The following is a 12,919-nucleotide window of genomic DNA, read 5'->3' as shown; positions in this document are numbered from 1 at the left end:
CGCCCCCTTAATCCAAATACCAAGTCGCATGGTCAACGACGACGGTTGTATTCTCTACATAAACACCGTATACGGTGCTGTTAAAGATTATTTTCTCGCCGGGCTGGGCATAATCAGGCGCGGCCGTTGCCGTGCCCGAGCCTACCTCGTTGCCACCCGCATCATAGACAATAAATTTCACAGTGATCGAATAGATCGGACGCGTAGCCGCGTTTTTAAGCTCGCCTGCGATATTCAAATCACCGAATTCATCAAGCGTGGAATCGATATGTACAACCTCAACAGCTGCCGTTTGGTTCTTTAAATCCTCGGCCGCCGCTTGCTGCATCGCTTGCTCCAACCGCTGCTGCTCGTCCTTCTCGTAATCTGCCTGGGCCTCCGTAATTTGTTTCTCCAGCTTCGTTAATTTCTCATTATCCTTAGCGTAGGTCAGCCCCTTCGCGGTAACCTCCAGTGCGCCCGAATAGCTTTTCTTCTTAAGAAGCGATTCCGCTTCCTTCAAGCTGATATCTACGATTTTCGCTACGATCTGCTCCTGAACCGCAGCTGCTTCTTCACCCTCTAAATGATTAGCGACATTAAGCTTTGCCGCTAGCTCATCCACTGTTTTCAGATCGGCGAGCTCTTCGGTCAGCTTCATTACGCCAAGCTTCACCGTAAAGGTGTTCAACTGCTCCTTAACCATCGTAAAGATGGGCTCGGTATGACCGTTCAGCTCATTTCCCGCTTTCTCCAGCGTCTTCTCCGCTTCGGCAAGCTTCTGCTCCTCCAGCTGCTTGCCCGCGGCAGTAACCGAGCTCGACAAAACACCTGCAAGAGCGACGATCTCTGCATCCTTCTGCACTGCAGCAAATGAAGGACGCGCATCTGCAGCCTCTTGGAGCAGCGCCTGCGCTTCCTCATACCTGCCTGCCAGCGCCGCCGACTTCGCTTTCGCCTGAAGCTTGATCACTCTATCATTAATTCCTGCTTGATATATATAGTAGCTAAAGACAGAACCCGCCGTAACGAGTGCTAGAATAATAGGCATCAGCCATGCCCACAGCGATCCCCTAGCGCCACGCTTCCGAGCGATAATTGGTATAGCTGTCTGTCTGTTTCCCCGATCTGTCTCTATAGAAGCGGCAGTCTCCAAAATGACTAACGTCCGTTCAGCGCTTCCCTTTGCTGCGGCGTCCTCATCATCTGCAAGCAATCTTCCGCACTGACTGCAATAAACCGCATCATCTGTCCGCTTCTTTCCGCAATGATGGCAATACACTTCCGTTCATCCCCCAGCCCATGATTCTCTCTATACACATTTATCTATTCTATCTCAAAAAGTAAATGATCTCCATTTTTTATTAAAGGAATTTTTTGGGCAATATCACCAACTTACTTCCAATCCAAATCGTTTTCTTTTACGCTAACCGTTTACACAAGCGTAAACGGCTGACGCCGTCCTTGCGGCAAAAGCTCGTTTCGCGGTGAAATATAAGCATCGTATAAGATTGAAATTTATACTCTCTTATATTTAAAAAAAAGACAGGGCTTCCTCACAAGCAGCGTCACTGCTTGGAGGAAAGTCCTGTCTTTGGCCGAGTAGGCCGAACGCTCTATAGGAAAAGCTTACGCCTGCTCTTCTTTGATTGCTTTAAGGCGTTTCATAACATCGTTTGAACCACGGCCATAATAGTCATGAAGCAGATTGTATTCCGCATACAGCTTCTCGTAAACCGCCACGTTCTCCGGAATCGGCTTGAACGTCTCTTCACGTACGCGAGCCATGCTTTGAGCCGCTTCAACGATGCTGTCAAAGCCGCCCTTCTCAGCGCCTGCCGCTACTGCACCGAACATTGCCGCGCCTAGCGCCGGCGTTTGCTTCGAAGCCGCAACCTTGATCTCGCGATTCGTTACGTCCGCATAAATTTGCATAAGCAGCGCGTTTTTCTGCGGCAATCCGCCGCACGCATACAATTCGTTGACCTCTACGCCGTTGCTGTGGAAAGCGTCGACGATTTTGCGTGTACCGAAAGCTGTTGCTTCAAGCAGGGAACGATAGATTTCCCAAGGCTTCGTGAGCAACGTCAAGCCAACGATCGTGCCTGTCAGATCCGTGTCTACCAATACGGAACGGTTGCCGTTCCACCAATCCAGCGCAAGCAGACCGGATTCGCCGACCTTCAGCTCATTCGCTTTGCGAGTCAAAAAAACATGTACGTTCTCTCCGGCTTTTTCTGCTTCTTCCAATACGTAGGCAGGAACCGATTCCTCTACGAACCATTCAAAAATATCGCCAACCGCGGATTGACCCGCTTCATAGCCGAAGTAGCCTGGGATAATGCCGTCTTCTACGACGCCGCACATGCCTTCAACTTCCTTCTCCTCCGTGCCGAGCAGCATGTGGCAAATCGATGTGCCCATCGCCATAACCAGCTTGCCCGGCGTCACGACGCCAACGCCAGGTACAGCCGCGTGCGCATCTACGTTGCCGACAGCAATCGCCGTGCCTGGCGCCAGTCCAATGCGGGCAGCAAGCTCAGGCAGCAAGTCGCCGGCCTTTGATCCGAGCGGCACAACCTCGCCGCGCAGCTTCGTTTCCGTCAAATTCTCAAGGCGCGGATCAAGCGCTTTGAAGAAGTCCTTGCTCGGATAACCTTCTTGTTTATGCCACATGCCCTTGTACCCGGCTGTACAGCTGTTGCGAACGATATTGCCTGTCAGCTGGCCGATAACCCAGTCGGTTGCTTCCACGAATTTATCAGCCGTTTCATAGATCTCAGGCGCTTCGTTCAAAATTTGCCATGCCTTTGCCATCATCCATTCGGATGAAATTTTCCCGCCGTAACGCGGTACCCATTTCTCTCCGCGCTGAGCTGCCATCTCATTGATAAGATTAGCCTCATCCTGGGCTGCGTGATGCTTCCACAGCTTCACCCAGCTATGCGGATTATCCTTGTAGGCATCCTGCACGCAAAGCGGTTCTCCCTTTTCATCGATCGGAAGCATGGTGCATGCCGTGAAGTCAATGCCGAGTCCGATGACATCGGCAGGATCGATTCCCGATTCCTTCATTACAGCGGGAACGGACTGTTCAAGCACTTCGATATAATCAAGCGGATGCTGCAGCGCCCAGTCATGCTCAAGCTTAATGCCGGAGACAGGAAGCTTCTCGTCGATAACATGATGCGTATATGGCGTAACGTGCTCCGCTACCTCAGCACCGTTAGACAAATCAATAAGTACGGCGCGACCCGATTGCGTACCGTAATCTACACCGATTGCGAATTTTTTGCTCATTATCCGAATCCCCCTTATTTTTGGCCGTAGTAGGCGTTTGCTCCATGCTTGCGTAAATAGTGACGATCTAACAAAGCTTGATCCATCGGCTGCACATTCGGATTAAGCTGGAACGTATGCAAGGCCATTTTTGCGCATTCCTCAAGCACGACTGCGTTATGAACCGCATTATGAGGGTCCTTGCCCCAGCAAAACGGCGCATGACTGTTAACAAGCACAGAAGGCACTTGATTCGGATCAATATTGTTTTTCGTGAAGGTTTCGACGATTACATTGCCGGTCTCCAGCTCGTATGCGCCAGTAATTTCGGCTTCCGTCATCGCCCGGGTGCAAGGTACCTCGCCGTAAAAATAATCGCCATGCGTCGTGCCAAGCGCCGGAAGCGAACGTCCCGCTTGTGCCCAGCTCGTCGCCCATGGCGAATGCGTATGCACAATCCCGCCAATCGTTGGAAATGCTTTATAGAGCAGCACATGTGTCGCCGTATCCGAAGACGGGCGCAGATTACCTTCAACCACATTGCCATCGAGATCCACAACGACCATTTGCTCCGCTTTCAGTTCCTCATAAGGTACGCCGCTCGGCTTAATGACCGCATAGCCGGACTCCCTGTCGATACCGCTGACATTACCCCAAGTAAATGTAACTAGTCCGTATTTCGGAAGATCCATATTCGCTTCCCATACCGCATGCTTTAACGCCTCTAACATGTTGATTATTCTCTCCCTTCAAGCTTGCATTCCAATGTTCGCCCGCTTTCACTTATACGGACATCATCTTAAATCTATTTGTCATTATTATAAGTTGTACGTACAAGTGTGTCACGCTTTTTTTGTTCATTGATCCGCCTTATCCTTGACGGCCTTTGAAAACCCTAGTTTTTGGGCGACCTCGTCGAATCGCGGATAACGAGCTGCGGATCATAGACCTTGTCCATCGTCTGACGGCGTGTCCGCTCAACCATGCCAAGCAGCAGCTCTACCGCGTCCGCTCCCATCTCGGTTTTGGGGTGAGCGACGGTAGTAAGCTTCACTTCGGTCGCCGTTGCCAGATTGGCATCGTCAAAGCCGACGATCGAGAGATCCTCAGGCACTGCTAGTCCAATCTGTCTCACAATATCGAGCATCCTGACGGCAAGCTCATCGTTATAGCAAATAATAGCCGTCGGGCGCTGCTCTTGCTCACGCTGCAGCATTGCGAACAACGCTTCGGCAGGCTTGTTCTGCTTCTCCTCGGTCGAATACCGCAGCAAATAGTCGGACGGAACCGTAAGTCCCTGCTCCCGGTGGGCGCGAAGAAAACCTCGCATCCGGTGAACGCCTTGAAAGTCATCGGTTTTGAATAATCCTGCGATCCGTGTGTGGCCCAGCTTAATTAAGTGCTCCGCCGCACGGTATCCGCCCAGCTCATCATCCACCCGCAAGCATGGCGCATCGACATCGCTGTAGCGTTCATTCAGCATGATATACGGAATTTTCAGCGCATCCAGCGCCAAAAAATAATTAAAATTCGGATTTCCCTCGGCGCTTTTCGTCGGCTCGATAATGAGTCCGGTCAACGGCTCGCGAAGCATCGACTCCAAACTGTCCTTTTCCTTATCCTTCTCATTATCGGTGCTTGCGAGCAATAGCCTGGCCCCAACCGCGCGCAGACTCGATTCAACCCCTCTGACAATCGTCGGAAAAATATAATCCGATATATGCGTCGTAATCATTCCGATGGTCATTCCTTGCGATGAGTTCTTCCGCTCCGGCGCCGACTGGTCGGATACAAAGGTCCCTTTTCCCTGGGCGCGATAGAGCCAGCCCTCCTGCTCCAAATCTCCTAACGCCTGGCGTACGGTTTGGCGGCTCATTTCGAACTGCTTGCCGATTTCATTTTCCGAAGGCAGCTTATCATGCGGCTTGAACTGCGCCGTGACGATCCAGGATAAAATTTGCTGCTTTAATTGCATATATTTGGGCGTTTGCTGTTCCTTCACTTCACACCTCAGCTCCGTTAGTTGTATGCCTAGTAGTATAGCATACGCAAAACTTGTACGTACATGATCTTGTCCGTATAGGAACTAGGAATATGCTTCCTATCGTCGCTTAGCTATAAAAAAAGAACCGCCGCCGGCGGTCCTTGATTCCCCCTATGAATGAGCCTATGCCTTCGTTTCCTTCAGCCTCTCCAGCAGGTACCTTCTAACCTCATCGCCAAGATCCGCGCGTTCAAGCGCAAAATCAATGGTCGCCTGGACGAAGCCAAGCTTATCGCCCACATCATGTCTGCGGCCGTCAAAGCGAAAAGCGGTTAACGACGCCATGCGGTTTAATTGCTGCAGGCTGTCGGTCAGCTGGATCTCACCCGCTTTGCCCGGCGCTGCTTTCTCCAGCAGGCCAAATATCGCAGGATCCAGAACGTAGCGGCCGACAACCGCATAATTGGAAGGGGCTTGTCCCGGCGCCGGCTTCTCAATGATATCGCGGACGCGGGCAATCTGCCTGCCTGGTTCAATGTCGACGATACCGTACTTATGGGTCTGATCCCACGGCACCTCCATAACGGCAACGACCGATGACTGCTCCTGCTCATAAATGTCGATCATTTGGCGCAGGCACGGCGGATCGGATTTCAGAATATCATCTCCGAGCAATACGGCAAAAGGCTCGTCCGCAATGAAGCGGCGCGCGCATAGTACGGCATGTCCGAGCCCCAGCGGCTCCTTCTGCCTTACGTAATAGATGTCAGCCAGCTGCGATATTTTTTGCACCATCTCCAGCATTTCCTCGTTATGGCGCGCTTCAAGCTCCATTTCAAGCTCAGCGGATTTATCAAAATGATCCTCGATGGCCCGTTTGTTGCGACCGCTGACGATCACGATGCTTTCGATGCCGGATTGGACCGCCTCTTCTACAATATATTGAATGGCAGGCTTGTCTATGATCGGGAGCATTTCTTTCGGCTGTGCTTTGGTTGCCGGCAAAAACCTTGTCCCGAGTCCTCCTGCGGGTATGATCGCTTTGCGTATCCACTTCTCCATTCGAGCTTCTCCCCCAGAACGTTGCATGAATTGTATAGACTGCCTCCATCATAACCGCTCTATTCTTGATTAGCCATGTTTTCATGCCTCTATGCTCCCGTCCTGCAAGATTGCCGTCCATTATTGCGCCGGAGGCGTAAATGGGAGCCTTATAATAAAGCTTGCGCCCTTTAGTTGATCGGCGCCGGGATCAAGCATGATGCTGCCGCCATGGATATGGGCAATGGTTTGCGCAATGGACAACCCGAGACCGCTGCCTCCCTGGCTTCGGTCACGCGATACGTCTCCTTTATAAAACCGTTCAAATACACGCTCCCGATCCTCCTCGCTGATGCCGATCCCCGTATCAGAAATCCGGACCACGGCGAAGCCGTCCTGCCCGGTCAGCGAAAAAGAGATTTTACCGTCCTCGGGCGTGAATTTCATGCTGTTCGCCAATAGATTCATCCATACCTGGTTAAGCTGATCGCGGTCTGCGGTAATGACCGTTTCCTCCATTAAAAGCTCAACCGTTTGCCGTTTGGCTATCCACTGCGGTTCGCAGGCGAGCACGACATCGCGCAGCTGGCGGTCGAGTCGATAAGGCTGTGGGTGAAACGGATGCTGCTGCGAATCCAGCGATGCCAGGTTAAGCAAGTTTTCGCTCAGACGCGAAAGCCGCATGCTCTCCTGCTTAATGATGCTGATATAGCGGTCCCGCTCGGCTTCCGTCACTTCCTCGCTGCGGAGCGCCTCGGCAAAGCCTCCGATAGAGGTGAGCGGTGACTGGATTTCATGGGAAACGTTCGATACGAAATCCTGACGCATCATTTCAAGCTGCGACAAGCTAAGCGCCATTTTGTTCATGCCCTCAGCGAGCTCGCCGAGCTCATCTCCCCGTCTTGCAGGCAACCGCACGCTGAAATCGCCCTCCGACATTCTTTTCGCCGCGTTGGTCATCATCTTTAACGGTCTCACGAGATAACGGGCCGCAACCAAAATAAGCACGCATCCGACGACGAGCAAGGTTACGAGCAGCGTCACGGCTGTCCATATAAAGTTGCTATTTTGCGGAAAACGATCCGGCTGGACAAATAAAGCCCAATTTTCGCTGCCGAATTGCACCAGCTTGCCTATGGCAGGCGGCATCGGCGGGTCTCCCGCCTCCCGATTGAACACTTCCATGCGCACGGTGCTGCCGCTAAATATGCTTGCCAGCTGCTGATATGTGAGCCTCTCCACCATGATGTCGCTTCTCTCGCCAACCGTCACAAGGCGGTTGGCTCTGCTGACTGCGATAATGGACATTCCCTGCTGGTTCGACATCTCCTCCAAAAACTCTTTCATTGATGCCGGCTCAGAAACCGCATAGAGCTGCTCGATGCGGTCGATGGCCCCCTCCATCTGGTTGGGAAGCTGGCCGCGTGCATCCCGTTTGAACATTTGATTCGTGAATAGGAAAGCTACGCCAATGCTAATAAGTACAATAATGAGAAAGGTAACCGTTATGCGAACATATAGACTGCGGATCATGACCATTCCTCCAGCCTATACCCGAGTCCACGGATCGTTACGATTCGGAAACGGTACAGCTCCTCGGGAAACCGGTCGCGCAGCCTTTTGATATGTACATCGACCGTCCGCTCGTCACCCTCGTAATCCATGCCCCAGATCTGTTCAATGAGCTGATCGCGAGCAAAGGTTTTTCCCGGGTAGCTGGCCAGCTTGAACAGCAGCTCGAATTCCTTGGGCGGCAGGGTAACCTTCTCTCCGCCCGCGGACATATGAAAGTCGGTTTGGTTCATCATAACGTCGCCGAACTCGACCGTCTGCGACGCGGTGATCCGGTATCTTTTGAGCAAAGCCTTGACCCGTACGACCAGCTCCGGCGGATCGAACGGCTTGACCATATAGTCATCCGCTCCCAGCTCAAAGCCCTTCACCTTCTGCGTCGTTTCTCCTTTAGCCGTCAGCATGAGCAGTGGAATATCATAGCTGGCGCGCAGTGCGGCGCAAAGCGCAAAGCCGTCCATGCGCGGCATCATGACATCGATAATCGCCAGATCAGGGCGAACCGCCTCCAGCTTCTCTAATGCGTCTACGCCATCTATAGCTTCAATAACCTGGCAGCCTTCTCTTTTCAAGAAAAGACTGACCAGCTCGCGGATGTTCGGATCATCATCTACAACTACAATTTTGGGCATTTCATTCGTCCTCCAGTCTGGCTTATGCAATCGCTCAAATCAGCATACAATACGAACATGAACGTTACATGAACGATATTGACTTTAGCTCTAGATTGTAATAATTTTAATGTAGTATTTATTATCTGAAAAAGCATCCGAAACGGAGGAGATTATAGATGACTTACAAAACCATTATTATCGGTACAGGTCCTGCCGGTTTGACGGCTGCTATTTATTTGGCTCGCGCGAACATGGAGCCGCTCGTTATTGAAGGGTGGCAGCCTGGCGGCCAGCTTACAACGACAACAGAGGTAGAAAATTTCCCGGGATTTCCCGATGGGATTTTGGGCAGCGAGCTCATGTCCAATATGCGTAAGCAAGCGCAGCGCTTCGGCGCGAAATTCAAAACAGGCTCCGTCAAAAGCGTCGACTTCAGCAAGCGTCCTTACACGCTCGACGTGGAAGGCATTGGCGAGCTGCAAGCCGATTCGATCATCATCTCAACCGGCGCTTCGGCCAAATACCTTGGCATCCCGGGCGAGCAAGAAAATATCGGACGCGGCGTAAGCACCTGCGCGACCTGTGACGGCTTCTTCTTCCGCGGCAAAAAAATTATTGTTGTCGGCGGCGGCGACTCGGCGATGGAAGAAGCCGTGTTCCTTACCCGCTTCGCGTCGGAGGTTAGACTCGTGCACCGCCGCGATGAGCTTCGCGCTTCAAAAATCATGCAGGACCGCGCCCGCGCCAATGACAAAATCGTATGGAGCTTAAACCGCACGCCGCTTGAAGTCGCTGCGACTGGCATGGGTTTGCAAGGGTTGAAGGTACGCAATAATGAAACAGGCGAAGAAGAACTGCTGGAGTCTGACGGTCTGTTTGTAACCATCGGACATACGCCGAATACCGGCTTCCTAGGCGGACAAATCGATACCGACGAGCAAGGCTATATTATCGTGAAGCCCGGCACATCGGAGACGAATATACCAGGCGTATACGCATGCGGCGACGTGCAGGACCGCAACTACCGTCAAGCGATTACGGCAGCAGGCAGCGGATGCATGGCAGCGCTGGACTGCGAACGCTTCTTGGAATCGCAAGCGCATGAAGCGGTTCACGCGTAATTTTTTTTCACAAACGTACTAGTACAAAACGTGCAAATTATGTATAATAAATGTGTTGAGAGTTACAATAGAAAGGCAATGCTACCGCAACCATTTGTTCGCAATATGCTTCGCGTGAGCGGCGCCTGAACGTTTGATGGGAAAAGGTACAACCTCGGCTTTTATGAGCAGAGGTTGTACCTTTTTTCGCGTTTTCACCCTTTATTTATATCATCCATAAGGAGCGATTATCATGTTATTAGAAGCTGTATATCACAGGCCGAAGCAAAACTGGGCCTACGCCTACGACGGAAAAACGCTGCACCTTCGCTTGCGTACCAAGAAAGACGATGTGGCCGCGGTTGAAGCGATTGTCGGCGACAAGTATGCCTGGGAGCAAACGACCACAACGGTTCCGATGCGCATTTTGTCCTCGGATGCACGATTCGATTATTGGGAAACGGCTGTCATCCCTCCTTTCCGCCGTCTGCGTTATGCCTTCCGTTTAACCAGCGGTTCCGAGAGCATACTGCTTACCGATAAAGGCTTCGAACTGCTGCTGCCGAATAATCCGAATTCTTTTTTCGACTTCCCTTATATTAATCCCATCGACGTGTTCGAGCCGCCGGCTTGGGTGAAGGACGCTGTCTTCTATCAAATATTTCCGGAGCGCTTCGCGAACGGCGATCCATCGCTAGATCCCGCGAATGTACTGCCTTGGGGCGGCGAGCCGACTCCTTATAATTTCTTTGGCGGCGATTTGCAGGGCGTAATCGATCATTTGGACCACATTTCCGCGCTTGGCATAAATGCCGTTTATTTCACGCCGCTGTTCGAAGCGACGACGAATCATAAATATGATACACAGGATTATATGAAGGTTGATCCCCAGTTCGGAACCAACGAGAAGCTGAAGGAGCTGGTTGATGCTTGCCACGCCCGCGGCATTCGCGTCCTGCTTGATGCCGTATTCAACCACTCGGGCAAAACATTTCCTCCGTTTGTGGATGCGCAGGTAAACGGACAGCAATCGAAATACGCGGACTGGTTCTACGTGCGGGAATGGCCGCTGCAGGTGGTTGACGGCGTTCCTTCTTACGAGACGTTTGCTTTTGAGCCGCTCATGCCAAAGCTGAACACCGAGCATCCCGAGGTGAAGCAATATCTGTTCGAGGTTGCGCGATACTGGATCGAGGAAATCGGAATCGACGGCTGGCGGCTTGACGTTGCCAATGAGGTGGACCACCAATTTTGGCGCGAATTCCGTCAGACCGTGAAAAGGGTCAATCCGGAAGCCTACATCCTGGGCGAGATTTGGCATGATTCGATGATGTGGCTGCAGGGCGATCAGTTCGATGCGGTCATGAACTACCCGTTCACGAACGCGGTGCTTGATTTCTTTGCTTACCAGACCATCGATGCCGCTGACTTCGCAAATGCCATTGGCTCGCAGCTTGCCGCTTATCCGCAGCAAGTAACCGAGGCCGCCTTCAATTTGTTAGATAGTCACGATACGCCTCGTTTGCTAACGATTTGCGGGGACAACACGGAGACCATGAAGCTTTCATCGTTATTCCAGCTGACATACCCTGGGACCCCATGTATTTATTACGGCGATGAGGTAGGGATAAACGGCGCGGGCGATCCCGGCTGCCGCAAATGCATGGTGTGGGACCCGGCTGAGCAAAATAGCGAGCTCCTCGCCTTCTATACGGCGGCGATTGGGCTCCGCCACAAATACAGCGCGCTTCGCAGCGCGGATATTTCCTTCGTGCATGTCGGTCAAGCAGACGGCACTTTGGTGTATGAGCGCCGCGACGGCGATCAGCGCCTGCTTATCGCTCTGAATGCGCGCGGCGAGGCTGCTGATCTTAGCTTCGCGATTGCTGCCGCGCCAGTAAATCAAGGCGCGCAGCAGCATGAGATCGCGTTTACCGGGTTCTCCGGCAAAGCGGAGTTGGATGTTTCGGTTTCTAAAGACGGCGCGGCAGTAATCGAGGCTGCTGTCAGCGGCCGGCCGAAAGGCGCAGACAGCGCGGATTCAACAGCAAACACAGAAGATGTGAACGTGCTCAGCGAATCAGCATGGTCGACGCTCCTCGCAAGCGAGGGCGAGAGCGCCACTCGACTTTCCAAGACAACTAGCACGGTTGATGGCAAACTTCAGTTTACGCTGCCGGCCTACGGCTATGTTATCCTAGAGCAAACAGCATTGTAGAAGCATTACAAGCTTAATCGGCTACCGATGCCCTCTGTGGCAAAAGCAGCCGCTTCATAGAGAGATATAAAGGGGAATGTTTAAGCAGGCCACCCGGCCGCAAACATTCCCTTTTTTGATTTGGCTGATCAGGCCCATCCCGAATCGTTGGAACAAATGCTATGATTAATTAAGAAACATCCATCATTTCGCCCGGGAGGAAGCCGCATGACAAGCGAACGATTCGAACAACCGGTCAGCACTGTCCTTGACGAGTTCACGAACCTGTTTTTGGCTGAATATCCGGTTCATTGCGAGCTTCGGACGGGACCGCTTGGCCGCAAGGCGCTGCACCATCACGATGGCTATGAAATTTATCTATGCTTACGCGGTACCGGCTCCTATATTGTGGAGGAGAATCTTTACCCGCTGCATGCAGGAACGCTCACTATCATCGCTCCGCATGTGCTGCATCATCCGTTTTCCAAGCCGGGACAGGATTTTGACCGTTACGTGCTGTCCGTAAGCGACTCGTACTTGAATCGCCTCGACCAATCCTGTCCGGCCATGAAGGAAGGAATCGGCAGCCTCCTGACAGGCGGAGTGTCCGGCAGCCACTATTTCCTTCCGGCTCCGCAATTCGAGCAAGCACGTCTGCTGCTTGAGGAGCTCAGCGCTTCGCTCGCCTCGACGCAGCCTTGGCGAGAGCTCTCGATGCTGCGCTGCATGTCGGAGCTTGCGCTGCTCATAATAAGAAAGCATGAGGAACCGCTTGCGCAGCGGGAAATAATCTCCCCCGACGAGAGGCTCATCGGAGACGTTGTCGCTTATCTCGTAGCCGCATACCGCGATGAGCTGCATATTGACGACCTGCTTCGTAAATTTCCTGTGTCGCGCTCCCGCCTGTTTCGTTTGTTTAAGGAAACAACCGGTTATTCGATCAAGCGTTTCTTGAATGAATACCGGCTGAACAAAGCAAAAGGACTGCTCGCCCAGACCTCCTTGCCCATGATAGATGTTGCCGGACAAACCGGCTTTGGAGATCTTTCGCATTTTTTTCACCAATTCCGCACTTCGACTGGAATGACACCGATGTCTTATCGGCGGCAGGCCGCGCTTGGCAGAACGCAAGGATAAACGATTATCGCGGCTG

At 52.3% G+C, this 12,919-nt stretch carries 10 protein-coding genes; 3 read left to right on the top strand and 7 right to left on the bottom strand.

Going from position 1 to position 12,919, the window contains the following annotated elements:
* Positions 1 to 7 precede the first annotated feature (7 nt).
* The 7 genes from RCO25_RS04830 to RCO25_RS04800 form a co-directional block, all read right to left on the bottom strand.
* Positions 8 to 1,261: an FxLYD domain-containing protein gene (locus tag RCO25_RS04830; RefSeq protein WP_308995003.1), complete on the bottom strand. Its 1,254-nt coding sequence runs from the start codon at positions 1,259 to 1,261 to the stop codon at positions 8 to 10.
* 347 nt (positions 1,262 to 1,608) lie between these two features.
* Positions 1,609 to 3,279 (bottom strand): ribulokinase, encoded by a 1,671-nt coding sequence (locus RCO25_RS04825; RefSeq protein WP_308995002.1) that lies wholly within the window; start codon positions 3,277 to 3,279, stop codon positions 1,609 to 1,611.
* A 14-nt stretch (positions 3,280 to 3,293) separates the two neighbouring features.
* Positions 3,294 to 3,989, bottom strand: a complete 696-nt coding sequence (araD, locus tag RCO25_RS04820; protein WP_308995001.1) for an L-ribulose-5-phosphate 4-epimerase — start codon at positions 3,987 to 3,989, stop codon at positions 3,294 to 3,296.
* A gap of 164 nt (positions 3,990 to 4,153) precedes the next feature.
* Entirely contained in the window at positions 4,154 to 5,260 is a 1,107-nt protein-coding gene (locus RCO25_RS04815; RefSeq protein WP_308995000.1) for a GntR family transcriptional regulator, read from the bottom strand.
* Between the two features lie 165 nt (positions 5,261 to 5,425).
* Positions 5,426 to 6,304 carry a UTP--glucose-1-phosphate uridylyltransferase GalU gene (galU, locus tag RCO25_RS04810; protein ID WP_308994999.1) on the bottom strand — a complete coding sequence of 293 codons (879 nt, stop codon included), beginning with the start codon at positions 6,302 to 6,304 and terminating at the stop codon, positions 5,426 to 5,428.
* Between the two features lie 120 nt (positions 6,305 to 6,424).
* Positions 6,425 to 7,816, bottom strand: coding sequence for a sensor histidine kinase (locus RCO25_RS04805; RefSeq protein ID WP_308994998.1), 1,392 nt, complete (start codon positions 7,814 to 7,816; stop codon positions 6,425 to 6,427).
* Complete coding sequence (locus tag RCO25_RS04800; protein WP_308994997.1) at positions 7,813 to 8,487, bottom strand: response regulator transcription factor; 675 nt, start codon at positions 8,485 to 8,487, stop codon at positions 7,813 to 7,815. The genes RCO25_RS04805 and RCO25_RS04800 overlap by 4 nt, the downstream gene beginning before the upstream one ends.
* 158 nt (positions 8,488 to 8,645) lie before the next feature.
* Between RCO25_RS04800 and trxB the strand changes: the two genes are divergently transcribed.
* From trxB to RCO25_RS04785, 3 genes are all read left to right on the top strand, one after another.
* Positions 8,646 to 9,590: a thioredoxin-disulfide reductase gene (gene trxB / locus RCO25_RS04795; protein ID WP_308994996.1), complete on the top strand. Its 945-nt coding sequence runs from the start codon at positions 8,646 to 8,648 to the stop codon at positions 9,588 to 9,590.
* A gap of 232 nt (positions 9,591 to 9,822) precedes the next feature.
* Positions 9,823 to 11,787, top strand: coding sequence for a glycoside hydrolase family 13 protein (locus RCO25_RS04790; RefSeq protein WP_308994995.1), 1,965 nt, complete (start codon positions 9,823 to 9,825; stop codon positions 11,785 to 11,787).
* 207 nt (positions 11,788 to 11,994) lie between these two features.
* Positions 11,995 to 12,903 carry an AraC family transcriptional regulator gene (locus tag RCO25_RS04785; RefSeq protein WP_308994994.1) on the top strand — a complete coding sequence of 303 codons (909 nt, stop codon included), beginning with the start codon at positions 11,995 to 11,997 and terminating at the stop codon, positions 12,901 to 12,903.
* Positions 12,904 to 12,919 lie beyond the last annotated feature (16 nt).

Source organism: Paenibacillus sp. LHD-38 (genome assembly GCF_031157315.1).
GTDB lineage: Bacteria > Bacillota > Bacilli > Paenibacillales > Paenibacillaceae > Pristimantibacillus.
The sequence above is the reverse complement of the archived record's forward strand: the minus strand, read 5'-3'. Positions and strand labels throughout refer to the sequence as shown.

Coding starts and splice junctions, on each gene's coding strand:
- RCO25_RS04805 (WP_308994998.1), bottom strand. CDS start 7,816: ATGATCCGCAGTCTATATGTTCGCATAACGGTTACCTTTCTCATTATT.
- RCO25_RS04800 (WP_308994997.1), bottom strand. CDS start 8,487: ATGCCCAAAATTGTAGTTGTAGATGATGATCCGAACATCCGCGAGCTG.
- RCO25_RS04825 (WP_308995002.1), bottom strand. CDS start 3,279: ATGAGCAAAAAATTCGCAATCGGTGTAGATTACGGTACGCAATCGGGT.
- RCO25_RS04785 (WP_308994994.1), top strand. CDS start 11,995: ATGACAAGCGAACGATTCGAACAACCGGTCAGCACTGTCCTTGACGAG.
- trxB (WP_308994996.1), top strand. CDS start 8,646: ATGACTTACAAAACCATTATTATCGGTACAGGTCCTGCCGGTTTGACG.
- araD (WP_308995001.1), bottom strand. CDS start 3,989: ATGTTAGAGGCGTTAAAGCATGCGGTATGGGAAGCGAATATGGATCTT.
- RCO25_RS04790 (WP_308994995.1), top strand. CDS start 9,823: ATGTTATTAGAAGCTGTATATCACAGGCCGAAGCAAAACTGGGCCTAC.
- galU (WP_308994999.1), bottom strand. CDS start 6,304: ATGGAGAAGTGGATACGCAAAGCGATCATACCCGCAGGAGGACTCGGG.